General features: G+C 64.8%; 18 protein-coding genes. 12 read left to right on the top strand and 6 right to left on the bottom strand.

What is annotated here, in order from left to right; all coding sequences use genetic code 11:
• Positions 1 to 207 precede the first annotated feature (207 nt).
• The 3 genes from ACE3TY_RS17895 to ACE3TY_RS17905 all read right to left on the bottom strand — a co-directional run bounded on the left by ACE3TY_RS17895 (position 208) and on the right by ACE3TY_RS17905 (position 6,652).
• Positions 208 to 1,629 carry an FAD-binding oxidoreductase gene (locus ACE3TY_RS17895; protein ID WP_374655485.1) on the bottom strand — a complete coding sequence of 474 codons (1,422 nt, stop codon included), beginning with the start codon at positions 1,627 to 1,629 and terminating at the stop codon, positions 208 to 210.
• A gap of 198 nt (positions 1,630 to 1,827) precedes the next feature.
• Positions 1,828 to 5,439: a hydantoinase B/oxoprolinase family protein gene (locus ACE3TY_RS17900; protein WP_374655487.1), complete on the bottom strand. Its 3,612-nt coding sequence runs from the start codon at positions 5,437 to 5,439 to the stop codon at positions 1,828 to 1,830.
• 61 nt (positions 5,440 to 5,500) lie between these two features.
• Positions 5,501 to 6,652, bottom strand: coding sequence for a M24 family metallopeptidase (locus ACE3TY_RS17905; RefSeq protein ID WP_374655489.1), 1,152 nt, complete (start codon positions 6,650 to 6,652; stop codon positions 5,501 to 5,503).
• Between the two features lie 103 nt (positions 6,653 to 6,755).
• Between ACE3TY_RS17905 and ACE3TY_RS17910 the strand changes: the two genes are divergently transcribed.
• Positions 6,756 to 7,514 (top strand): IclR family transcriptional regulator, encoded by a 759-nt coding sequence (locus ACE3TY_RS17910; RefSeq protein ID WP_374655491.1) that lies wholly within the window; start codon positions 6,756 to 6,758, stop codon positions 7,512 to 7,514.
• A 90-nt stretch (positions 7,515 to 7,604) separates the two neighbouring features.
• Here the strand turns inward: ACE3TY_RS17910 and ACE3TY_RS17915 are convergent, their stop codons facing one another.
• From ACE3TY_RS17915 to ACE3TY_RS17925, 3 genes are all read right to left on the bottom strand, one after another.
• Positions 7,605 to 8,513 carry an NAD(P)-dependent oxidoreductase gene (locus ACE3TY_RS17915; RefSeq protein WP_374655493.1) on the bottom strand — a complete coding sequence of 303 codons (909 nt, stop codon included), beginning with the start codon at positions 8,511 to 8,513 and terminating at the stop codon, positions 7,605 to 7,607.
• Between the two features lie 140 nt (positions 8,514 to 8,653).
• Positions 8,654 to 9,847 (bottom strand): mandelate racemase/muconate lactonizing enzyme family protein, encoded by a 1,194-nt coding sequence (locus tag ACE3TY_RS17920; protein WP_374655495.1) that lies wholly within the window; start codon positions 9,845 to 9,847, stop codon positions 8,654 to 8,656.
• A 75-nt stretch (positions 9,848 to 9,922) separates the two neighbouring features.
• Positions 9,923 to 11,506, bottom strand: a complete 1,584-nt coding sequence (locus ACE3TY_RS17925; RefSeq protein ID WP_374655497.1) for an ABC transporter substrate-binding protein — start codon at positions 11,504 to 11,506, stop codon at positions 9,923 to 9,925.
• Positions 11,507 to 11,682: 176 nt separating this feature from the next.
• On the opposite strand from ACE3TY_RS17925, the gene ACE3TY_RS17930 reads away from it, so the two are divergent.
• From ACE3TY_RS17930 to ACE3TY_RS17980, 11 genes are all read left to right on the top strand, one after another.
• Complete coding sequence (locus ACE3TY_RS17930) at positions 11,683 to 12,648, top strand: LysR substrate-binding domain-containing protein (RefSeq protein WP_374655499.1); 966 nt, start codon at positions 11,683 to 11,685, stop codon at positions 12,646 to 12,648.
• Positions 12,638 to 14,263: a GMC family oxidoreductase gene (locus ACE3TY_RS17935; protein WP_374655501.1), complete on the top strand. Its 1,626-nt coding sequence runs from the start codon at positions 12,638 to 12,640 to the stop codon at positions 14,261 to 14,263. Before ACE3TY_RS17930 ends, ACE3TY_RS17935 begins: the two co-directional genes overlap by 11 nt.
• A gap of 126 nt (positions 14,264 to 14,389) precedes the next feature.
• The gene (locus tag ACE3TY_RS17940) at positions 14,390 to 15,136 is read left to right on the top strand and encodes a TerB family tellurite resistance protein (RefSeq protein ID WP_374655503.1); all 747 of its coding nucleotides are present in this window, start codon (positions 14,390 to 14,392) and stop codon (positions 15,134 to 15,136) included.
• Positions 15,137 to 15,177: 41 nt separating this feature from the next.
• Positions 15,178 to 16,992: an ABC-F family ATP-binding cassette domain-containing protein gene (locus ACE3TY_RS17945; protein WP_374655505.1), complete on the top strand. Its 1,815-nt coding sequence runs from the start codon at positions 15,178 to 15,180 to the stop codon at positions 16,990 to 16,992.
• A gap of 3 nt (positions 16,993 to 16,995) precedes the next feature.
• Positions 16,996 to 18,282, top strand: a complete 1,287-nt coding sequence (locus ACE3TY_RS17950; RefSeq protein ID WP_374655507.1) for an NAD(P)/FAD-dependent oxidoreductase — start codon at positions 16,996 to 16,998, stop codon at positions 18,280 to 18,282.
• Between the two features lie 131 nt (positions 18,283 to 18,413).
• A complete protein-coding gene (locus ACE3TY_RS17955) occupies positions 18,414 to 18,932 on the top strand; it encodes an RNA polymerase sigma factor (RefSeq protein ID WP_374655509.1) in 519 nt (172 codons plus the stop codon).
• A gap of 109 nt (positions 18,933 to 19,041) precedes the next feature.
• Positions 19,042 to 20,001 carry a FecR domain-containing protein gene (locus ACE3TY_RS17960; protein ID WP_374655511.1) on the top strand — a complete coding sequence of 320 codons (960 nt, stop codon included), beginning with the start codon at positions 19,042 to 19,044 and terminating at the stop codon, positions 19,999 to 20,001.
• Between the two features lie 124 nt (positions 20,002 to 20,125).
• Positions 20,126 to 22,585, top strand: a complete 2,460-nt coding sequence (locus ACE3TY_RS17965) for a TonB-dependent siderophore receptor (RefSeq protein ID WP_374655513.1) — start codon at positions 20,126 to 20,128, stop codon at positions 22,583 to 22,585.
• The gene (locus ACE3TY_RS17970) at positions 22,582 to 22,845 is read left to right on the top strand and encodes a DUF3649 domain-containing protein (RefSeq protein ID WP_374655515.1); all 264 of its coding nucleotides are present in this window, start codon (positions 22,582 to 22,584) and stop codon (positions 22,843 to 22,845) included. The genes ACE3TY_RS17965 and ACE3TY_RS17970 overlap by 4 nt, the downstream gene beginning before the upstream one ends.
• Positions 22,842 to 24,347 carry a PepSY-associated TM helix domain-containing protein gene (locus ACE3TY_RS17975; protein ID WP_374655517.1) on the top strand — a complete coding sequence of 502 codons (1,506 nt, stop codon included), beginning with the start codon at positions 22,842 to 22,844 and terminating at the stop codon, positions 24,345 to 24,347. The genes ACE3TY_RS17970 and ACE3TY_RS17975 overlap by 4 nt, the downstream gene beginning before the upstream one ends.
• Positions 24,344 to 24,634 carry a DUF3325 domain-containing protein gene (locus ACE3TY_RS17980; RefSeq protein WP_374655616.1) on the top strand — a complete coding sequence of 97 codons (291 nt, stop codon included), beginning with the start codon at positions 24,344 to 24,346 and terminating at the stop codon, positions 24,632 to 24,634. The genes ACE3TY_RS17975 and ACE3TY_RS17980 overlap by 4 nt, the downstream gene beginning before the upstream one ends.
• Positions 24,635 to 24,653 lie beyond the last annotated feature (19 nt).

The following is a 24,653-nucleotide window of genomic DNA, read 5'->3' on the forward strand; positions in this document are numbered from 1 at the left end:
AAACTCTCCTAGGCTCAGTTCCATCACCTTCTCCCATAGCCGAAGCACCGCTATAGAGAGTCAGCTTCCGAGCCAATCCGCAAGTCCCACGAGATGTGTGAACATCGTAGCCCGCGAGGGGAGAGGGAGATGAGATCGCCTTGGCGCAGCCTTCTCGATACTTCCAAATGAAACACATCCCCTGCCCTCAAGAGGGAGGTGAAGTCGTCACGCCCGGAAAATCTTCCCCGGATTCATCCGGTTGTCGGGATCGAGCGTCGCCTTGAGCTGCCGCATCACCGCGACCGCCGAACCATGCTCGGCCTCCAGGAACCCGATCTTGCCGAAGCCGATGCCGTGCTCGCCCGTGCAGGTGCCGCCCATCGCAATCGCGCGATGGGCGAGGCGGTCGGTCAAGGCCTGCGCGCGCGCGGCTTCTTCGGCGTCATCCGGGTTGAGAATGATGCAGAGGTGGAAATTACCGTCGCCGACATGCCCGACCAAGGGCGTGAGCAGGCCGGAGGCCGCCACATCCGCCTTGGTCTCCAGGATGCAATCGGCGAGCTTTGAGATCGGCACGCAGACATCGGTCGGCCAGCCCTTGGCGCCGGGGCGAAGGGCGAGGCCCGCATAGAAGGCGTCATGCCGCGCCTGCCACATCTTCGTGCGGTCTTCCGGCTTCGCGGTCCAGGAAAAATCGCTCATGCCGAATTCGGCGCCGATCTCACCCACCAGCGCCGATTGCTCGGCCACACCCGTCTCCGTCCCATGGAACTCGAAAAACAAGGTCGGCCGCACGGCGAAGTCGAGCTTGGAATATTTGTTGATGGCGTCGATCTGCACTTCATCCAGGAGTTCGATGCGCGCTACCGGGACACCCGCCTGGATGGTGCGGATGACCGTGTTCACCGCTGACCCGATATCGGGAAAGTTCGCCACCGCCGCCGCCATCGCTTCCGGGACACCGTAGAGGCGCAGGCGGATTTCGGTGATGATGCCGAGCGTCCCTTCCGACCCGACGAAGAGCCGCGTGAGGTCATAGCCCGCCGCCGATTTCCGCGACCGCCCGCCGGTCTTGATGATGCGCCCGTCCGCCAGCACCACGGTCAAGCCCAGCACATTCTCGCGCATGGTGCCATAGCGCACGGCATTGGTGCCGGAGGCCCGCGTCGCCGTCATGCCGCCGATCGTGGCATCTGCACCGGGATCGATCGGGAAGAACAATCCCTGGTCCCTGATATAGGCGTTGAGCGCCTTCCGCGTCACACCGGCCTCGACCTTCACGTCGAGATCGTCGGCATTCACCTCCAGAACCTTGTTCATGCGGCCCATGTCGATGCTGATGCCGCCATCGAGCGCCGCCACATGACCCTCGAGCGACGTGCCGACACCGAACGGGATGATCGGCGATCCAAACTGCGCCGCCACCTTGGCGATGGCCGACACTTCCTCGGTCGTCTCCGGAAACACCACGACATCGGGCGCGTGGGATTCATGGTAGGATTCGTCATGTCCGTGCCGGTCGCGGATGCCGGCATTGGTGCTGACCTGGTCAGGTTTCAGAATATTCTGCAGGGCCTCGACGAGGCCGGGGACGTTCAGATTGCGTTGTGGGCGGCCAGTTGAACCTTGGGCGGGTAGGGCGGTCATGAGAGTCGTCCTTGTCGAAATTCGGTCTTGCTGAGAAGACCCCCACCCTAACCCTCCCCCTGAAGGGAGAGGGAATTGGAGCCAGCTTCGCACCAGCGGCGCAGCGCACTCGGTGAAGTCCCCTCTCCCTTCAGGGGGAGGGTTAGGGTGGGGGTGCGCGAAGCGACGAACAAGGACCGAAAGATTCCGTGACCGCCGCTAACCCCTACCATACCCCCCGCCGCCCGGCGTCTCCACCAGGAACACATCGCCGGGCTGCATTTCCGCGCCATCCGTGCCGCCCAGAATCTCCACGCTTCCGTCGCGGCGAATGACGGAGTTCTTGCCCAATTGTCCAGGCCCGCCGCCGTCCAGCCCATAGGGCGCCACGCGCCGATGGCCGGAGAGTATGCCGGCGGTCATCCGTTCCAGGAAGCGCACGCGCCGCACGACGCCGTCGCCACCCTTATGCTTGCCCGTGCCACCGCTCCCTCGGCGGATATGGAAATCCTCCAGCAGCACGGGAAAGCGGAACTCCAATACTTCCGGGTCGGTGAGGCGCGAATTGGTCATATGGGTCTGCACGGCATCGGTGCCGTCGAAATCCGGCCCGGCACCCGAGCCGCCGGCAATGGTCTCGTAATATTGATGGCGCGTATTGCCGAAGGTGAAATTGTTCATCGTCCCCTGCGCCGCCGCCATGACACCCATGGCGCCGTAAAGCGCGTCGGTGATGCATTGCGAGGTCTCGACATTCCCCGCCACCACTGCCGCCGGATATGTCGGCCGCAGCATGGAGCCTTCGGGGATGACGATGTCGAGCGGATCGAGGCAACCCTGGTTCATCGGGATGTCGTCATCGATCAACGTCCGGAAGACATAGAGCACGGCGGCCTTGGCCACCGCCGCCGGCGCGTTGAAATTGGTCCCGAGCTGCGCCGAGGTGCCGGTGAAATCGACCTTGGCGCGGCGCGCCGCATGATCGACCGTGACCGCGACCCTGATGACGGCGCCATCGTCCATCTCATAGGCGAAGCTGCCATCCTTCAGCCGGTCGAGCACGCGCCTGACCTGCTCGGCGGCATTGGCCTTCACATGATTCATATAGGCTTCGACCACGGGCAGGGTGAACTGCCCCACCATGCGGTGAAGCTCCTGGACGCCTTTCTCATTGGCGGCTACTTGCGCTCCCAGATCGGCGATGTTCTGGTCCGGGTTGCGCGCCGGATATCTGCCGCCGCTCAGCAGTTTGCGCATCTCCGCTTCCAGCATGACGCCGCGATCGACCAGCTTCACATTGTCGATGAGGATTCCTTCCTCCTCGACAGTCTTGCTGTAGGGCGGCATGGAGCCTGGCGTCAGCCCACCGATATCGGCATGATGTCCTCGGCTGGCGACATAGAAGAGGATACTCTTGCCGCTCGCGTCGAACACCGGCGTCACCACCGTGATGTCGGGGAGATGCGTGCCGCCATTGTAGGGCGCGTTCAGCACATAGACATCGCCCGGCCGCATATCGGTGCCGCCGGCCTCGGTCCGATGCTGGCGGATGACGCTCTCGACACTCTCCCCCATCGAGCCCAGATGCACCGGCATATGCGGCGCGTTGGCGATGAGATGACCGTGGGAATCAAAAAGGGCGCAGGAAAAATCCAGCCGCTCCTTGATGTTCACCGAATGGCTGGTCTTCTCCAGGGTCGAGCCCATCTGTTCGGCGATGGACATGAAGAGATTGTTGAAAATCTCCAGCATCACCGGATCGACATCTGTCCCCACCGCATGGCGGCGCACCGCTGCGATGTAGCGGTCCATCACCAGATGGCCGCGATCGTTCAGGGTAGCCCGCCAGCCCGGCTCCACCACATTGGTCGAAATCGGCTCCAGGACAATGGCCGGCCCGTCGATGCGCTGGCCGGGACGCAGATCGGTGCGGGTGTAGACCGGCGCCTGCAGCATCTCGCCATGCGCCCAGAACGGCACCTGCGCCAATGGCACGGCATCCTGCGCACGCGCCGGCAGCAGCGGGTCGGCCACCTCGTCCGTCCTGCCGATGGCCTCGACCGAAATCGAATCGACGATCAGCGCCTTATGCGGCACGGTGAAGCCGTAACGCTGGCGGTGCGCTTCCTCGAAGCCCGCCTGGATCTCATGGGCGCTGCCGAAATCGGTGACGAGCGGCGCGTCGGTCCCGGCATATTTGACATGCACCTGGCGGCGGATGTCGATCCGGTCCGCGTCGATGCCTTGGGTCGCGATCTCGGCGCGCGCCGCTTCCGCCATCTTATCGAGCTCGATGGCAAGGCCGGACGCCAGATGCTGGTCGAGCGCCGCTTCCACCGTCTTGTGGCGGATGGCGCGCATGTCGGCGAGACCCATGCCATAGGCCGAGAGCACGCCAGCCAGCGGATGCAGGAAGATCCGGGTCATGCCTAGCGCGTCGGCGACACGGGCAGCATGCTGGCCGCCGGCACCCCCGAAACAGGCCAGCGTATACTTGCTCACGTCATAGCCGCGCTGGATCGAGATTTCCTTGATCGCATTGGCCATGTTGGCGACCGCGATATTGAGGAACCCTTCCGCCACATTCTCAGGCTTCGCCTCTTTGCCCGTGGCCTTGGCGATCTCCCGCGCCAGCGCCGTGAATTTCTTCACCACCACATCACGGTCGAGCGGCTGGTCGCCATTGGGGCCGAAGACCATGGGGAAGAAATCGGGGTTGAGCCGCCCCATCATCACATTGCAATCGGTGACGGTGAGCGGCCCGCCCCGCCGATAGCTTGCCGGGCCCGGATTGGCGCCGGCGGAATCCGGCCCGACGCGGAAGCGGGACCCATCGAAATGCAGGATCGAGCCGCCGCCCGCCGCTACCGTGTGAATCAGCATCATGGGTGCCCGCATGCGCACACCGGCCACCTGCGCCTCATAGGTGCGTTCGAATTCGCCGTCGAAATGCGACACATCGGTCGAGGTGCCGCCCATGTCGAAGCCGATGATCTCCTTGAAGCCGGCCTGTTTCGCCGTCTCCACCGCGCCGACAATGCCGCCGGCGGGGCCGGAAAGGATGCTGTCCTTGCCCTGGAACTTCGCCGCGTCCGTCAAGCCGCCATTCGACTGCATGAACATGAGCCGCGTCGTCTTGTTGCCGATCTCGCTAGCGACCTGATCGACATAGCGGCGCAGGATGGGCGAAAGATAGGCATCGACCACCGTCGTGTCGCCCCGGCTCACCAGCTTCATCAGCGGCGAGACTTCATGGCTCACTGAAATCTGCGTGAAGCCGATTTCCTCGGCGATGATCTTCAGCGCCGCCTCATGGGCGTGATAGCGGAAGCCGTGCATCAGCAGGATGGCGATGGCGCGGTAGCCCTTCGCGTAGGCCGCCTTGAATTCCGCCCGCGCCTTGGCAAGATCCAATCCCTTCAGGACATTGCCATTTGCATCGACTCGCTCCTCGATCTCGATCACGTCCCGGTGCAGCAGCTCGGGGAGCTCGATCTTGCGCGCGAAAATCTTCGGCCGGTTCTGATAGGCGATGCGCAGCGCGTCCTTGAACCCCTTCGTCACCGCCAGCACCACCGCTTCGCCCTTGCGCTCCAGCAACGCATTGGTCGCAACAGTGGTGCCCATCTTGATGGCGCCAACGTTCGCGGGCAGCGGCGCATCCGCATCGAGCTGCAGGATCGACCGGATGCCCGCCATCGCCGCATCGCGATAGCGCTCCGGATTCTCGGAGAGCAGCTTATGCGTGACGAGCTTGCCGTCCGGCGCCTTCGCCACGATATCGGTAAAGGTCCCGCCGCGATCGATCCAGAACTGCCAGGTGTTTGTCACGCGCTGTATCCATCCTATCCTATAATGTCATCCCCCGCCTTCGCGGGCCATGACAAGAAAACTATCGTGTTACAAGGTCGGTCGATCGCTTCGACAGCACGCGGCAGCCGGTTTCCGTCACCAGCACCGTCTGCCCCGAGGTCATGGCGAGATTCCGCTCGCTGTCGAAAATAATGAGATGGATGAAGAACACCTGGTTGGGTGCCGCCAGTTCCGCGTTGCCGTGATAGAACATCGGATAATCCATCCAGTTCGGCGCGAAAGTGGTGCCGAGGCTGTAGCCCGTGGCATTCATGCGATAGGCCTGATAGCCGGCGGCATCCAGCACGCGCGAATGGGCATCGAACACCTCGCCGATCGGCCGGCCCGGAATGAGGGCCGCCTTGCACGCCTCCAGCGCATCGACCGCGACCTTGTGCATCTCGACCTGCCGCGCTGGCACCTTGCCCACCGGAATCGTGCGCATCAGGGCCGCGTGGTAATGCCGGAAAACGCCAGCGAATTCGAGGGTCAGCTGATCATCCTTGTCGAGCACGCGGCGCCCGGAATGATAGCGGCAGAGCAGCGCTTCCGGCCCCGAGCCGATGATGAATTCATTGGCCGGATCGTCACCGTCGTTGCGGATGATGATGCTCTGCATCGCCGCCAGAATCTCGGCTTCCGAAACGCCCGGGCCGGTGAGCCGGTGCGCTTCATCCAAGGCGAGGTCCGCGAGATGCGCCGCTTTCTCGACATAGGCGATCTCGCTTGCCGACTTCACCAGGCGCTGTTTGGAAACGATGTCGCTCGCATCTACCAATGTCGCAAAGCCGTCGAAGGCTGCCTGCAGCCGCATGCCGTTCCGGGCGGTGAGGCCATAGGCATCCCATTCGATTCCGAGCTTCCTGCCCGACAAACCCCATGATTTCAGCATGTTCTTGAGTTCGAGTGCCGGATTGGCCTCGGGCCCGTCGACCCAGATGCGGATATCGGCGATGTCGGAGGTGAGCTGCGCCTGCCGGAGATCCGGCGCCCGGGTCAGCAGGAACTGGCGGCCGTCGGCGCCTAAATAGTAGCACTGAAAGAAGACATAGCCGAACGTGTCGTAGCCGGAGAGGTAGTACATGCTCTCCTGCCGGAACATGAGCAGGCCGTCGAGGCCGCGTGTGGTCAGGACCTTGAGGGTCGCCTGGCGGCGGGCGGCGAATTCTTCCCGGGTAAAATGGAGGGGCATGGATCGTCTCCGGTCAAAAGGTGAGGTGGCCGGAGCAGAGCATGGCCCCCTGCCGCCGCCAAAGGCGAAGTGACATTTGTTCTACATTGTAGAATATGAGGGGATGAAAAAGGTCAAGATACAGTCCCTGGAGCGTGCCGATTCGATCCTGGAAGTGCTCTTCAGGGGGCCGATCGAGGGGTGGCGCCTGCAGGACGTGGTCGAGCGGACCGGGTTGAAGCCGGTGACCGCCCTCAGCCTGCTCCAGAGCCTCGTCGCCCTGCGCCTGGCCGAACAGGTCGGCCCCCGCGGCCGCTACCGCCTCGGCCCCCGCTTGCTGCAACTGGGCCGCAAGGTCGAAGCCCGGCTCGACATCATCACGCTCGCCCGGCCGGCGCTGGTGCGCCTCTGCCAGCAATCGGGCGAGATGGTCAACCTGCTGGTCCCCTCGCTCACCTCGATGGTCGTGGTGGAGAGCCTGGAGGGCAAGGTGTTCCTCAAAACGACGCCGCTCAAAGGCCGCGACCTGCCCATGCATGGGACGGCGTCAGGCAAATGCTTCCTTGCATATTCGAGCTACGACGTGCGCGCCGCGATCCTGGAGACGCTGACCTTCACCAGGATGACGCAGAAGACGATCGGCGATGTGAAGCGGCTGCAGCGGCAATTGGCGCGCATCAGAAAACTGGGCTATGCGACGGAGGAGGATGAATATGCCGCCGACACGGTGGCGATCGCCGTCCCCATCATCGACCAGGGGAGCCATATCCGCGCCACGCTGAGCCTGCATGGTCCGACCGCGCGCTTCGGTCAGGCGCGGCGATCTCAGCTATTGGAGATGCTGCAAACGGAAGCGCAGCGGATCGGCCGGCTGCTGTTGTGATGCGAGAGCCGTCACTTGGCGGCCCCCCTCCCGACCTCCCCCCTGAAGGTGGGAGGGCTTTGGATCGAGGGGGGCTGGAAGCGGGGAATGCTAGAGTAATTTCGCCGGAAACCCCGGCGCGCGCAGCTCGGTCTTCAGCGCGTCTTCGAGCAGCTTCACGATCATCGGCGATTCCGCCTTGCCGCCATAGACGGCCTTGGCTTCGACATAGGTCTGGTTGGTGATCGAGGCCAGCTCCAGCGGCACGCCGAATTCGCGGCCGAAGCCCAGGGCGAAACCGAGATCCTTCAGGGCAAGATCCATGGAAAAGCCGATATCGTAGGAGCCGTTCAAGATGAGCTGGCCTTCCGTCTCGTGAACGAAGCTGTTGCCGGAACTGGCGGCGATCGCCCGATAGGCTTGCGCCAAATCGAGGCCGCCGCGCTTGGCCAGCATCAGGGCTTCGCCCACGGCCTTCAAATGAATGAAGGCCAGCATGTTGGTGATGACCTTGATCACAGCGGCCGACCCCAGCGGTCCCATGTGGAAGATCTGGCTGCCCATGGTCTTCAAGGCCGGGAGATGCATGTCGAACATGTCCTTGTCGCCGCCGGCCAGCACCGTGATATCGCCCTGGGCCGCGAGATGCACGCCACCCGTCACGGGCGATTCCATGGTGCGGACGCCATGCTGCCTGGCCATGTCGGCAAAGCGCAGAATCTCGTCGCGGCCCAGCGTGCCCATTTCGATCCAATGACCGCCTTCCTCGAGACCGGCGAGGACGCCGTCCTTGTCGGCCAGCACTTCCTGCGTGGCGCCGGGCGAGGGCAGGCAGGTGATGACGGTATCGACCTGCTCGGCGAGGCTGCGGGGGCATTCGGCCCATGTTGCGCCGAGGTCGAGCAGCGGCTGCGCGGCTTCCTTGCGCAAATCGTGGACGATGAGGGGATAGCCCTTGCGTTGCAGGCTGGATGCGAGATAGCGGCCGATATGGCCGAGACCGATGAACCCGTAACGCATGGTGGTTCTCCTCCCCTTATCCTCTCCCTTGTCATCCCCCGCGAAGGCGGGGGATCCACGAGTTACTTTTCTTCAGTCGCCTTGAAACTCGTGGATGGCCCGCCTTCGCGGGCCATGACAACTAAATTCGGCATTCTTCGCTACGTAATCACCCGGTTCGTCATCTCCAGATGCAGATTCCTGCCCGTATAGGGATGGGCCCTGGCCACGTCCTCGTCGAGCTCGATGCCCAAACCGGGCTCGGTCGGCGGGATGACATGGCCTTCTTCCCAGCGCACGGGCTGCTTGATGATCCTGCCATGGAAGCCGCCCCAGGTCTCGATGCTCTCGAGGATGAGGAAATTGGGACTGGCGGCGGCGAGATGCACGTTGGCCATGCCGATGACCGGGCCAGCGTAGAGATGCGGCGCTACTTGCGCGTAGTAGGCCTCGGCCATCGCGGTGATTTTCTTGGCCTCCAAGAGGCCGCCGACGCGGCCGACCTGCATCTGCAGGATCGAGGCGGCGCGGCATTCCAGCACGCGGGCGAATTCATACTTCGTCACCAGCCTTTCGCCGGTGGCGATGGGGATCGAGGTGCCGCGGGCGACCAGGGCCATTTCCTCGGGCTTTTCCGGCGGGGTCGGTTCCTCGAACCAGAGCGGCTGATATTTCTCCAAACGCTGGGCGAAGCGGATGGCGCCCGATGTGGTGAACTGGCCATGGGTCCCGAAGAGGAGATCGGCCTTCGAGCCCACCGCTTCGCGGATCAATTTGCAGAACTTCTCGCAGAGATCCATGGATTCCAGCGAGGGCTGGCGTGGATCGAAGGGCGAATAGGGGGCGGCCGGATCGAACTTGATGCCGGTGAAGCCCATCTTCACATAATGCGCGGCGCGTTCGGCCGAGGCTTCGGCGTTCCAATAGATCGAACTGTCCTGGCCCTTGGCCACATCGGGATAGATATAGGTGTAGGCGCGCAGGCGCTCATGCACCCTGCCGCCCAGCAATTCATAGACGGGCTTGCCGGTAGCCTTGCCCTTGATGTCCCAGAGGGCAATCTCGATGGCGGAGAGCACGCTCATCGCGGTGACGTCGGGGCGCAGCGTGTAGCCGGAGCCATAGGCGAGGCGCCACAATTTTTCGATATGGAAGGGGTCCATCCCTTCGACATAGCGCTGATACATGTCCTCGATGGCGGCGACCATGGTCTTCGGGCCAAAAGCGGTGCCATAGACCTCGCCCACGCCCTCGATCCCGTCATCGGTGACGAGCTTGACGAAGATGAAATATTGACCGCCGAAGGAGGGCGGCGGATTGCCGACGACGAACGTCTTGAGACCGGCGATTTTCATGGGAGATTTCTTCGCGCGAAATGGGCGGTTGCGGGCCGCACAACCGATCGGCCCGCAACCGGTCATTCGGGTCGCCTAGGCAAACCACCAGCGCTGGGTGATCTTCATGCCGTCGACATCCCAGTTTGGAGCGACGACATCGCCATGTGCAACGGTTTTAGCGAATGCATTCATGTAATTATAGAACATCAGGACCATGACGCCGCCATCGTCGGCGACGATATCCTGCATTTCGGCGTACATTGCCGTGCGCTTGTTCTGGTCGAGTTCCGCCCTTGCCGCCACCAGCAGTTCGTTGAAGCGGTCGTTCTTCCAGAAGGTGTCGTTCCAGGCGGCGTCGGCCGCATAGGCCGTGGTGAACATCAGATCCGGCGTCGGGCGGCCCGACCAATATGAGAGGCACCAGCCCTTCTTCATCCAGACCGCATCCCAATAGGCGTCCTCCGCCTCGCGGATGACGTTGATGTCGATGCCGCATTTGGCAGCCGATTCCTTCATCAGCTGGGCGGCGTCGATGGCGCCGGAGAAGGCGGCATCCGAGGCGGAAAGATCGACCTTGAGCGAGCTGAGCCCCGCCTTCTTCAGATGGAATTTGGCCTTTTCCGGATCGTAAGCGTGCTTCGTGGCGGGATCGTGGGAGAAAGGGACACCGGCCGCGATCGGGTTGTCATTGCCGACCGAGCCATGGCCGCGCAGCACCTTCTTGACGATCTCCTCGCGGTCGATCGCGTATTTGAGGGCGAGGCGGACATCCTTATTGTCGAAGGGCGCCATGGTGCAGATCATCGGCGCCACGTAATGGGCAAAGCCGCTGACCTCGGAAATGGCGATATTGCCGCCGCCCGCCATGCGGTCGACAGTCTTCAGATCGACGCGGTCGATATAATCGACCTCGCCGGTGGTAAGCGCGTTGCTGCGCGCCGCCACATCGCCGATGGCGCGAATCTCGATCTCGTCGAACCAGGTTTCGCGGTGGTAGTTGGCAAAGCGCTTGGCCGTGGCCTTCACCCCTGGCTCGAAAGCTGTCATGGCATAGGGACCGGTGCCGTCGCCCGATTGCCAGTCAGCCACACCGTCCTTGGCCGGCATCATCGGCAGATGATAGTCCGAGACGACGTAAGGAAAGTCGGCATTGCCGTCGCTCAAGGTTATGACGGCCTTGTCCTTGCCGTCGGCCTTGACGTCCTTGACGGTGGCGAGCAGCGATTTCGCCGCCGATTTCGAGGCTTCGGACCGGTGATGGTTGATCGAGGCCACGACATCGTCGGCGGTCAGCGACTTGCCGGAATGGAACTCGACGCCCTTGCGGAGCGAAAAGACCCAGGTCTTGGCGTCCTTGCTGGCTTCGAAGCTTTCCGCAGCATCGCCGACGATCTCGCCCTTGGCGGAGACTTCGGTGAGGCTGGAGCGGAGTGAGCCCCAGCCGAAAACGCCGTTGAACGTGTCCGGGAAGGTGGCGGGGTCGAGCGTGTCGGTGGTGGAGCCGCTGCCCAAGGCCATGCGGAAGAGGCCGCCTTTCCTGGGTTCGGCGCGGGCGGCCTTGGCGAACATGGTTTGCGCGGCGGCGGCGCTGATGCCGGCGCCGATGGCCAGTTGCACGAAATCGCGGCGCGACATCCTGCCCGTCGCGGCCAGCCGGGTCATCGACTTGATATCCATGGAGCTTTTCTCCCCTGAGAGTGCAGTTTCCGCATTGGCGCAGCCCCGCCAAGCGACCTTATGAATGTCGTCTTGCGGCTGGGCGGCTGCGGCCATTCCGCGCTTGACAGAAGATAAAATCAAACGATGTATTATTGGCCTAAGGCCTAAATTCATTTGTCGATCAAGGTTCGTCAATGTCCTACCATCTGCCGCCCTTGCCCTGGTTGCGCGCCTTCGAGGCGGCGGCGCGGCGGGGCTCGTTTGCCGCCGCCGCCAGCGAATTGGGCCTCACCTCGGCGGCGGTCAGCTATCAGATGCGCTCGCTGGAGCAGATGCTGGGCTATCCTCTGTTCGAGCGTCTGCCGCGCGGGCTTCGCCTCACCGATCTCGGCAAGGCCTATCTGGTGCCGGTGCGCCAGGCCTTCAGCGAGCTTTCCATCGCGACCCTCAGCATCTTCGGCCCCGAAGGGGAGACGACGCTCAACATCCGGGTGCCGGTCTCCTTCGCCGTGCTGTGGCTGACGCCGCGCCTCAGCGGATTTGCGCGCGCCCATCCCGGCATCCGCCTGCGGCTCTTCTCGGCGATCTGGGCCGATGCGCTGCCGGCCGACAAGACCGATGTCGATATCCGCTTCGGCCATGGCAACTGGCCGGGTTCGGCCGCGCAATTGCTGGTCAACGACCCGATCGTGCTGGTGACGGCGCCGAACTCGCCCATCGGATCGGTGCGCGATATCGACAGCGCCGGGATGATCCAGATCATGGGGGTGGAAAGCGACTGGCTGCATCTCTTCGAGGCAGCCGGCATGGCTCTCCCCAAGGGTGGCGCCGGCATCACGGTCGATACCAGCCTCGCCGCACTCGAAATCGTGGCGTCGGGCCATGGCGCGGCGCTGGTGCTGTCGCGCTTCGCGGCGGCCTTCGAAGCCAGCGGCCGCGTGCGCCGCGTGCCTGGCATCGAGCTGCCGCACGATCAGTCGCACTACCTGCTGACCCCGCAGGATTTCGAGGCGCCGCGCGCCGAGGCCCTGCTGTTCAGCGATTGGCTGGCCCGGGAACTGGCGCAGGAAGCAAAATCGGAATCACCCTTGAAGAAGCCGGCGCCCGCGGAAAATGGCGACATATCCAGACGGCGCCAACGGAGAACCCATGACAAGTGACATGAACAGCGCCGATTTCGTGATCGTCGGCGGCGGTTCGGCCGGCTGCGTGCTGGCCGCGCGATTGAGCGAAAACGGGCGGCACAAGGTACTGCTGATAGAGGCCGGCCCCAGCGACCGCCGCGTCGATATCGATGTGCCGATCGGCTATGCGCACAGCTATCGTGATCCCAAGGTCAATTGGATGTTCGACAGCGCGCCGGTGCCGGCACTCGGCAACCGGGTGGTCTATTATCCGCGCGGCAAGGTGCTGGGCGGATCCGGCTCGATCAACGCCATGGTGTTCGCGCGCGGCCAGCCACAGGATTACGAGGATTGGGAAGCGGCCGGCAATCGCGGCTGGGGCTGGCGGGACGTGCTGCCCTTCTATCGCGGGATGGAAAGCCATGATTTGGGTGCCAGCGACCTCCATGGCGGCGATGGGCCGATGCAGGTGACGCAGATGGGCCGCGATACGCATCCGATCTGCGAGAATTTCTTCCGCGCCGCGCAGGAACTGGGTTTCCGGCATCTCCGGGATCTCAACGGTGCCGAGACCGAAGGCGTCGGCCATTACCAGGTCAATATCAGGAAAGGCCGACGCCATTCCTCGGCCAGGGCCTATCTGCGGCCGGCGCTGAAGCGCGCCAATCTCAAGGTCGTCACCAACGCCCTGGTCCTGCAATTGATCGTCGAGGACAAGCGCGTCGCGGGATTGCGCTATCGGCAGGACGGGTGCCTGCATGAGGTGCGGGCGCAGCGCGAAGTGGTGCTGGCGGCCGGCGCCATCGGGTCGCCCCAGCTGCTGCAGCTTTCCGGCATCGGGGCGGCGGAAGAGCTGCGGTCGCTCGGCATCGAGGTGAAGCACGACCTGCCGGCGGTGGGCCGCAATCTCATGGACCATATCTGCTACGACCATTATTTCGAAGCGACGGTGCCAACGCTCAATTCCTCGCTCGGCAACTGGCCGGGCCGAATCCTCGCCGGCGCGCGCTATGCGCTGCAGCGGCGTGGGCCTCTTTCCATGAGTCTCAACCAGGCGGGGGGCTTCGTGCGCTCGTCGCCGTTGCGGGAGCGGCCCAACATCCAGCTCTATTTCTGCCCGCTCGCCTATGAAAAGGTCGGGCCGGAAAGCCGCCAGCTCATCATCGTGCGCTCGACGCCGGCCTTTTCGCTCAGCATCTCGCCCTGCCGGCCCAAGAGCCGGGGCCATGTCAGGCTGCGGTCGGCGGAAGCGGGTGTGGCGCCGGAGATTCAGCCCAACCTGCTTTCGCATCCGGACGATCTCACCGAAGCCGTCGAAGGCGCGCGGTTGATGCGGCGCCTGGCCAACACCAAGGCGCTGGGCGGCATCGTCCGCCAGGAGACCAAGCCCGGCGAGGCGGCACGCTCGGATGCCGAGTTCGCGGCCTATATCAAGGAATCCTGCTATTCGATCTTCCATCCGTCCGGCACCTGCCGCATGGGACCGGATGCCACCGACAGCGCCGTCGATGCGCGCCTGCGCGTCCATGGGCTGGACGGGTTGCGGGTGATAGACGCCTCGATCTTCCCGACGATCCCATCGGCCAACACCAACGCGCCGACGATGATGGTGGCGGAGAAGGGTGCCGCGTTCATCCTGGGGGAGGGTTAGGGAGAGGGGGCGGGGCGTTTCAGTCCCGTTCCCTTGCATACCCCTGCGGCGCCGGCTGCACTGGCAATCGTGCGTTTCGCCCGTTATGGTCTTCCCGAGCACATCACGTGGGCGTTTCCGGACAGAATGAGTATCTGGGGCAAGATCATCGGCGGGGCGGCCGGGTTTTTTGCGTTGGGCGGGCCGCTGGGCGCGCTGCTGGGCGCGCTGGCCGGGCATGCCATCGACAAGCAGCTGGAGCAGGAAGCGGAGATCAACATCGCCGACGACCGGCGGGCGACGCGCGAGATCGCCTTCACCATCGCCGTGATCGCGCTGGGCGCCAAGATGGCCAAGGCCGACGGGACGGTGACGCGCTCCGAAGTCGCGGCCTTCAAGCAGGTCTTCAAGATTCCCCCGGACGAGATCAACAATGTGGCCCGCGTCTTCGACCAGGCCAAGCGCGACATCGCGGGTTTCGACGCCTATGCGCGGCAGCTTTCCAACATGTTCGACGAGCGCCACCCGGTGCTGGAGGAACTGATCGACGGCCTCTTTCATATCGCCAAGGCGGATGGCGAGGTGCATGACAGCGAGATCGCCTTCATCCGCGAAGTGGCGCGCATCTTCGGCTTCACGGACGCGGATTTCGCGCGCCTGCGGGAGGTGAATGTGGGCGCCGACCATGCCGACCCCTATACCGTGCTGGGTGTCAGGCGCGAACAGTCGGACGAGGAAATCCGCGCCACCTGGCGCCGCCTGATGCGGGAAAACCATCCCGACAAGCTGATGGCGCAAGGCCTGCCGGCGGAGTTCGTGGAACTGGCCAACGAGAAGGTGGCGACCTTGAACGCCGCTTATGACAGGATTGCCAAGGAGCGCGGCATCAAGTAGGTCAGCCGGCAGGTTCCTCTCTCCCTTTGCCGATTGACCTCATGCCGCCCGCACCGCCCCTCGTAGCCCTTCGCGACGCCGCCATCACCTTCGGCGGCAAGCCGCTCTTTTCCGGTATCACGCTGACGCTGGGCAAGGGCGAGCGGGTGGCGCTGGTGGGTGCCAACGGGTCTGGAAAATCGACCATTCTCAAGACCTTGGCGGGGGCCATCGAACTGGATGGCGGGATCCGCTTCGTGCAGCCGGGGACGCGCATCGGCTATCTGGCGCAGAGCCCGGATCTTTCCGGCGGCGGGTCGGTGGCGAAATTCGTGACCGCCGCCCTCCCCGGCGCCGACGAGGAGGATTACCGCATCGCCCGGGTGCTCGACCATCTCGACCTCGATCCCGCCCGCGACACGGCGACACTCTCGGGCGGCGAGGGGCGGCGGGCGGCCATGGCGCGGGCGCTGGTGGCGGAACCGGAAATCCTGCTGCTCGACGAGCCCACCAACCATCTCGACCTGCCCACCATCGAATGGCTGGAACAGGAACTGGCGGCCTTCAACGGCGGCATCCTGATGATCAGCCACGACCGCGCTTTCCTGAACGCGCTCTCGAAGCGCGTGCTGTGGCTGGATCGCGGGCGCATGTTCGAGATGGATGGCGGCTTTGCCGGCTTCGAGGAATGGTCGGCCAATATCATGGCGCAGGAAGCGGCCGAGGCGCGGCGCCTGGAAAAGAAGATCGAGCAGGAAGAATATTGGATGGCGCGCGGCGTCACCGCCCGGCGCTCGCGCAACGAAGGGCGCCGGCGCGGCCTCCTGGCGCTCCGCAAGCAGCGCGCCGAGGCCTTGCGCGCGATCGGCCGGGCCAAGCTGGAACTGGGCGAGGCGGTCCAGGGCGGGCAGATGGTGGTGGAAGCCGAGAAGATCTCGAAGAGCTTCGCGCGGCCGGACGGTTCGATGCGCCTCATCGCCAAGGATTTCTCGACCCGCATCCAGCGCGGCGACCGTATCGGCATCATCGGCCCCAACGGCGCCGGCAAGACCACGCTCATCAAGATATTGACCGGCGAGATGGCACCCGATGCCGGGAAGCTGAAGCTCGGCACCAATGTGACGCCGCTCTATCTCGATCAAAGGCGCGAGAGTTTCGATCTCGACAAGACCTTGTGGCAGACCCTGGCGTCCGGGGGCGGGGATTCGATCGTCGCGCAAGGTCGCTCGCGCCATGTGGTCGCCTATTTGCGCGATTTCCTGTTCGACGAGAAGCAGGCCACCATGCCGGTCAGGGCCCTGTCGGGCGGCGAGCGGGCGCGGCTGCTGCTGGCCAAGCTCTTCGCGCAGCCGGCCAATCTCATCATCCTCGACGAGCCCACCAACGATCTCGACATGGATACGCTGGATCTGCTGCAGGACGTGCTCTCCGATTTCGACGGGACCGTGATCGTGGTCAGCCACGACCGCGACTTCCTCGACCGCCTCGCCACCTCGATCGTCGCGGTCGAGGGCGAGGGGGTGGTGGAGGAATATCCGGGCGGCTATTCCGACTATCTCGACCAGCGCAAGGCCGCCGAACGCCACGCGGTCGAGGTGAAACCCAAGCCGGCGGCAAGACCCGTGCCGAAATCCGAGGCGGAACGCTGGTCCTCGAAGGACCAGCGCATGCTCGACCAGGTGGCCGACCGCATGACAACCCTGGAAGCCGAGGTGAAGACGATCGAGACGGCGCTGGCCGATCCGAATCTCTATGCGCGCGACCCGGCGAAGTTCGAGAAGGCGGGCGCGCTGCTGGTGGCCAAGAAGAGCGAGCTTGAAGCCGCCGAATCGAAATGGCTGGAGCTCGAGGAGCGGCGCGGCGCGCTGGAGGGGTGAGGCATGGTGGCGGATTATATCGACACCTATTACCGACGCACGCTCGCCGACGATGCGCGCCATAGGCCGCTGGCGCGCGATATCGAGGTCGATGCCTGCATCGTCGGCGGCGGTCTTGCCGGGCTCACCGTGGCGCTGGAACTGGCGCGGGGCGGCGGCAAGGTGGCGCTGGTCGAGCGCCATCGCATCGCCTGGGGTGCTTCGGGGCGCAATGGCGGCTTCGTCACCTCGGGCTACGCGACCGGCCTAGACACCATGCGCAGGCGAACGAGTGCCGCAGATGCCGATGCGCTCCATCGCCTTTCGCTCGAGGGTGTCGAGATCGTGCGCGGGAATATCGGGAAGCTGGGAATAGCCGGCGCCGACGCGACCCCTGGCATCCTGCGAGTCATCCGCTACGACGGCGCCGACGGACTTAAGGCCTATCGCGACGAGATGAACGGCAGGTTCGGGGAGAGGCTGGAGTTTCGCGACCGGGCGGCGGTGCGGGCCGAGCTTTCCAGCCCCAGCTATCACCAGGGCCTCTTCGACCCGGACGGATTCCATTTCCACCCGCTCAACTACGCGCGCGGCCTTGCCGGCGAGATCCTGCGGCTCGGCGGCGAGATCTTCGAGGAGACGCCGGCTCTTGAGGTCGGCCCGCATGCCGGCGGCCATGAAGTGGCGACCGCGGGCGGAAAGATCGCGGCGCGGCATGTGGTCTTCTGCGGCGGCGGCTATGCCGACGGGATCGAGAGGCGCCTGACGCGGAGCTTCCTTCCCATCGCCACCTATGTGCTGCTGACCGAACCCTTGGGCGATCTGCTGCGGGAGACCATTCGCACGGAAGCCGCCATCGCCGACGACCGGCGGGCGGGCGATTATTACCGCGTCGTGGGCGACGGGCGCATCCTGTGGGGCGGGCGCATCACCACGCGGGTGGCCGATCCCGCCGATCTGGCGCGGGTCCTGCGGCGGCAGATGGTCGGCACCTATCCGCAGCTCGGCGGTGTGAAGGTGGAACTCGCCTGGTCCGGGCTCATGTCCTATGCGCGGCACCTCATGCCCCAGATCGGGCGGCTGGAGGATGGACTGTGGCATTGCACCGGTTTCGGCGGGCACGGCATGAACGCGACCGCCATCGGCGGCAAGGTGGTTGCCGAAGCCATTCTAGGTGTGGGCGACCGCTATCGCCTGTTCGCACCCTTCGGCCTCGATTGGGCGGGCGGACCCTTCGGCCGCGCCGCGGCGCAGCTGACCTATTGGGGCTACCAGGCCATGGATGCCTGGCGCGAGCGGCATAACGGATAGATGAAATGAACCGGGCCAGCCCTGCTGCCGGGCTGGGATGGATTGATAGTTGCGACTAATTCTTAATTGCGATATAGCCCTGCAAGGAATCGCTTGGGGACCGCAAGGTCCGGGGAAGAGCCGGAAGGGTCATGCGCGTCGAGGATTTCAACGCCCTGTTTCGGCGCTATGCCAAGGATCTGACGCGTTTCCTGCAACGCCGCGTCGCCAGTCCCGAACTTGCCGCCGACCTCGCCCAGGAGGCCTTCCTGAAGGTCATGCAGGCCAGGCCCAGGGCGCCCATTCTGGATAGCAGGGCCTATCTTTTCCGCACCGCCGCCAATCTTGCCATCAACCAGCAGCGGCACCAGCGGATCCTGCCGATGGCGGCCGATTCGGAAGCTGAACTGGCGCAGCTGGCCGACCGGGCGCCGCTGCCCGACCGCATCCTGGGCGGCCGCGCCGACCTCGCGGCGCTGACCAGGGCCATTGCCGCCCTGCCGCCGCGCCAGCGCGAGGTGTTCCGTCACTATGCGCTTGGCCATCTCGATCCGGCCGAGATCGCCGAACGGCTCGGCATCACCAGAAACATGGTCGAGCGTCATTTGCGCAATGCCATCGCGCAATGCCTGGAATGGATGCCGGAGCTGGGCCGGGACGGTACGCCGTGACGCCGCCGGGAACCTGCCGGGGGTGCTGGACGTCCTCAAAAGAGACGCCCGCTTGTCTTTGGGATAGAAGCTGCGGCCGGAACCGGCAGCGGAGTATCGGGGAACAGCCGTGCGAGCACGCGCCAGCGCGACGGATATGAAGCAGGTGAACGCCGAAGCCGCCGACTGGCTGGTGCGCATGCGCGCGCCCGATTTCTCGGCCGAGGATGAGAGGCGCCTTGGCACCTGGCTGGCGGCCGATGCGCGGCGGGGGGCTGCCCTCAAGCGCGCGGAATCGCTGCTGACGCTGGCGCCCGGCGCCTTTGCAGCGCTCGACCGGGCACCGGTGCGGCCCAGCCGGCGCCTCGCCTGGCTGCCGGCCGGCATCGCCGTCGCCGCCTCGCTGGCATTGTTCATCCTGTTCGACGGACCCATGCGCCTTGAGGCCGATCTCATGGCCGGGCACGCGATATCGCCGGTATCGGCGCTGGAAGACGGCTCGCTGGTTCAGCTCAATGCCGGTTCCGCCATCGCCCTGTCGTTCGACGGCAGGCAGCGCAAAGTGCATCTGCTGCGCGGCGAAGCCTATTTCACCGTCGCCAAGGATGCGGCGCGACCCTTTGTCGTGGCGGCAGCCGGCGGCACGGTCACGGCACTGGGTACACAGTTCGACGTGCGGCTGATGGAAGAGGCGGCGGGTGCCGAAGTGACGGTGCTGGAGCATGCCGTCCGCATCGCCGCCGGTTCCGGCGCGCATGCCATCCTGCATGCGGGCGAGCGCTTGCGCTACGACCAGGCCGGGACGTTGAGCGCCGGCCCCGCCGTGGATACGGCCGCGCCCGACTGGCGCCTTGGCAAGCTGGTCGTCGAGGATGAAAGCCTGGAAACGGTGATCGCGCGCCTGCAGCGGCATACGGGAACGCAGATACTGATCCTCGGCGACGCGCTCAAGGCACGGCGCATCGGCGGCACCTTCGACACGGCCGATCCGATTGCAACGATCGAAATGCTGTGCCGCAGCCTCGGCATCGAGGTCTCGGGCATCGAGGTTTCAGGCATCGGCTCCCTGCTGCTGGTGCTGCACGGCTAGATGCGGCGGATCTTTTTTTCACGACCGACGTCCTCGAAACCCAGCCCCGCTTGTCTTGCTTTCTAGGGGAGGGCGCGCGGATCTTCGCGACGGCAATCGACCCCGAAGCCAATTGGGGGATGGAATGCCAAGAAGAAACCTGCGCGTCCTGCTGGTATCGTCATGCCTGCTGCTGGCAGCCGGGCCGCATGCCGCCTGGGCACAGAATGCGGCGCCCTCGCTCACGCAGCCTCAGGCGATCGCGATTCCGGCGGGGCCGCTGGCGCCGGCACTCAATCAGCTGGCGGCACAGACCGGTCTGCAGATCGTCTATGACGCGACCCGGATCGGTGGGTTGACGAGCAATGGCGCCAGCGGAACGCTCAGCGTCGATGCCGCCTTGCGCGCCTTGCTGGCGGGGACGGGCTTCACCTACCGCATGACCGGCGACAATGCGGTGACGCTCGACGCGCTGCCGGCAGGCGAGAATTCGGAGCTGGCACCCCTCAATGTCGAGGACAGCGCGACGGAGGAAACGGCCTGGAGCCCGGTCGAGGGTTATGTCGCCAAGCAAAGCGCCACCGGCACCAAGACCGACACGCCGCTCATCGAGACGCCGCAATCCATTTCCGTGGTGACGCGCGACGAGATGGAGACGCGCAACGTCACCGACATGTCGCAGGCGCTGGCCTATACATCGGGCCTCGTCAGCGGCGGCCACGGCACATCGGGCGCCATCGGCGGCGATACGGTAGCCATTCGCGGTTTCGGCGGCGACGGCACCGCCGGCCCTTCCTACAATGAATATATCGACGGGTTGAAGCTTGCCGGCACGGGCTATGTGTCCTCGGCCTACGATCCTTATTTCTTCGAACGCGTCGAAGTGCTGAAAGGGCCCGCTTCCGTCCTCTACGGACAGGCGACGCCCGGAGGCATCTTCAACATGGTGAGCAAGCGCCCGACCGAGGATTTCCAGGGCGAAATCGGGTTCCAGGCGGGCAACAACGATCTCTTCCAGGGCATCTTCGACATCAGCGGCGCCATGGATGCGGATAAGGAATTCCTCTACCGCCTCAGCGCCACCGGCTGGGACAACGATACCGAAGTCGATTTTTCGGACCGGCGGCGCTATGCCGTGGCGCCGTCCTTCACCTGGCAGCCGAACGAGGATACCTCGGTCACGCTGCTGGCGCGTCTGCAGAAGGACGATTTCAATTCCTCGCCGCTCAACTGGCTGCCGACCTATGGCACGGTGCTGGACAATCCCAACGGCGAGCTGCCGCGCGATCTCTATACCGGCGACACCAACTATCAGGAATGGGACCGCGATTCCTATGCCATCGGCTATCTGGCCGAGCATTCCCTCGACGAGACGTTCACGGTGCGGCAGAACTTCCGCTACAATTACAACGAACTCGACTTCAAGGGCGTCTATATCCAGAACCTGCGGGCCGACCTGGTCAACGGCCGGCGCTTCGCCTTCGGCATGGTCGAGCATTCCAACGATTGGACGCTCGACAACCAGCTGCAGGCGAAGTTCGAAACAGGCCCGGTCGAGCATACCTTCCTGCTGGGCGTCGATGGACAGATTCTCGACAACGATACGACCCGCGAGCTCGGCGCCTGGAGCGATCTCGATATCTTCGATCCGGACAATGACAATTCCGTCGATGCGGTATCGCCCTGGCGCAGCCAGGCCCAGCTCAGCAAGCAACTGGGCCTCTATGCGCAGGAACAGTTCAAATGGGACAATCTCATCCTGATGCTGGGCGGGCGGCAGGATTGGACGTCGAGCGAACTCACCGACCGGATGGAGGACGAAACCACGCGGCAGACCGACGATGCCTTCACCTGGCGCGGCGGCCTGCTCTACGCCTTCGACAGCGGCTTCTCGCCTTATTTCAGCTATTCGGAATCCTTCGCGCCGGAGGTCGGCACGGACAGCGAGGGCTCGCCGTTCAAGCCGACCACGGGCCTGCAATATGAAGTGGGCATCAAGTACCAGCCGCCCGGCTATGACAGCTTCGTCACCTTGTCGGCCTTCAACATCACGCGCCAGAATGTGGTGACGGCCGACCCCGACAATCCGACCCTGTCAACGCAAACCGGCGAGGTCCGGTCACGCGGCATCGAGGTCGAGGCCAAGGCAAGCCTTTCCGACGGCCTCGATGCGACCCTGGCCTATACCTATCTCGATACCGAAATCACCAAGAGTGGCGACAGCAGAACGGGGATCGACGGCGAGAGTCACGAATTGCAGGGCAAGGACAAGGCGGCGATCCCAGCGCATGCCGCTTCTCTCTGGGTCAATTACACGTTCCAGGAGGGCGATTTCGCCGGGCTGGGCCTGGGGGCCGGCGCACGCTATGTCGGCGAGACCTATGGCGACGATGCCAACAGCTACAAAGTGCCGGACTATGTGCTGTTCGATGCGGCGATGCGCTACGATTTCGGCATGCTGAGCCCCTCGCTCGACGGCTGGATCGCCCAGGTCAATGCCAGCAACATCGCCGACGACAAATATGTGGCTTCCTGCATCGGCATCGACCGCTGCTTCTATGGCGCCGGCCGCACGATCATCGGCACCGTGAAATATACCTGGTGAGCGCGGGCCTCCGCATAGCCGCGCGCATTCTGGCGGCGGGTGCCGGCGGGTACGGCCTGGCGGCAGCGGCCGCGCTGGGCCTGCCTGCCGTTCTGCCGCTACCGCGCGCGGAAGCGGTGCTGACGGCGGCGATGCTGAGCTTCCCGCTTTGCTGCGGGGCCGTCATCTGGGCCTTCGCCGCCCGCTCGGTCAGCCGCGCCTGGCTGGGGATCATGCCGCCGGCGCTGCTGCTGGCCTGCCTTGCCCTGACATCGTCATGAGGTCCGGTTTCCGCGCGGCCATGGCATGGCTGCACGATTGGGCGGGGCTCGTCTTCGGCTGGCTGCTTTTTGCCATCTTCCTCACGGGCGCCGTCAGCTATTTCAGGCAGGAGATTTCGCTGTGGATGCGCCCCGAACTGCCGGCCGTCCGCCCCGTCTCCACCGGAGATGCCATCGATGCGGCCCTGGGCCGGCTGCGGCGGATCGGGCCGGGGGCGGAACGCTGGATGATCGAATTGCCCGATGCCCGGGATCCGGCGGCGCATATCTATGTCTGGCAGGACCGGGCGCCCGCCTTCCAGCGCGAGATGATCGATCCGCAGAGCGGCGCGCCGTTCGCGCCGCGGGCCACCCATGGCGGGGACTTTCTCTACTACTTTCATTTCGATCTGCAGATGCCTGGTGTCTGGGGGCGGCTGCTGGTGGGTATCGCCGCGATGGCGATGCTGGTGGCGATCGTCAGTGGAATCATCACGCATCGGCGCATCTTCGCCGACTTCTTCACCTTCCGCCCCTGGGTGCTGGCGCCGCGCGCCTGGCTCGACGGGCACAATATGCTGGGCGTCCTGGCCCTGCCCTATCACCTGACGATCACCTATTCGGGCCTGGTGATCTTCATGTTCCTCTATCTGCCCTGGGGGATCGAGCGCTATTATGGCGGCGATTTCGATGCATTCGAAGCCGAGGCGCTGGGCGATCCGCCCGCCGCGACAGGGCCGACCCATCCGGCGCCGCTCGCCGATCTCGCGCCGCTGGCGAACGCGGTCGAGCGAAGCTGGCGGGATGGCGCGTACCGGCCGCGGATCGGCCGCATCGAAATCGCGCATCCGGGACGAAGCGATGCGCGGATCGTCCTCATCGCCGGCGACAGCCATCATGTGTCGCACGCGCGCGGGCGCGTGGTTATCGATGGCGTGGGTGGACATATCCTGCACCGCGACGACGCGCTCGACAATGCGGCATCGACCTTCCATGCCTTCTATGGCCTTCATCTCGCGCGCTTTGCCGATCCGTGGCTGCGCTGGATCTTTTTTCTCTCCGGCCTTGGCGGCAGCGGCATGATCGCCACCGGTCTGGTGCTGTGGGTGAGCAAGCGGCGCGGCCGGATGCCGGCGGCCCAGGGCCTGCGGCTGGTCGAGGGATTGAATGTCGGCACCATTGCCGGATTGATCATCGCCATCGGCGCATTCCTTGCCGCCAACCGGCTGCTGCCGCTGGCCATTAATGGACGTGCCGATGCCGAGGCCGGCATCTTCTTCGGTGCCTGGGCGCTGGCGTTCGCCCATGCCTTCCTGCGCCGCTGCCGGTCCGCCTGGCGCGCGCAATTGGGGGTGGCTGGCGCCCTTTATTGCGCTCTGCCGGCGATCAATGCGCTCACCACGCAGCGCGGTCTCCAGGCCAGTCTCGCGGCAGCGGATTGGCCCATGGCGGGTGTCGACCTGGCGGCGTTGGCGACGGGGCTTTGCCTGCTGGCGCTGGCGAGGATCGCGGGGTGCCGATGAACCTGCTGGCCCTGGCCCTGGCCGCCGCCGGCTTCCTCGCCCTGGCGCTGGCCATGCGGCGACATGCCGGGCAGGTCTTCGGCACCCATCCGGCACCCGCCCGGGACCGGGCGATGCGGGTGCTTGGGATTTTCCTACTCAGTCTGTCGCTGGCGGGCTGCCTCGCCGCCTGGCCCATGAAGATCGCGCTTGCGGCCTGGCTCGGCATCCTGACGCCAGCGGCGCTCGCGGCAATCCTCGTCCTTAGCCACCTCATCCGCCGGCAAAGGAAACGCCCGCGCCGGTGATCGGCGCGGGCGTCGGTGG

Source organism: Dongia sp., assembly GCF_041918875.1.
In the GTDB taxonomy this organism is placed as follows: domain Bacteria; phylum Pseudomonadota; class Alphaproteobacteria; order Dongiales; family Dongiaceae; genus Dongia.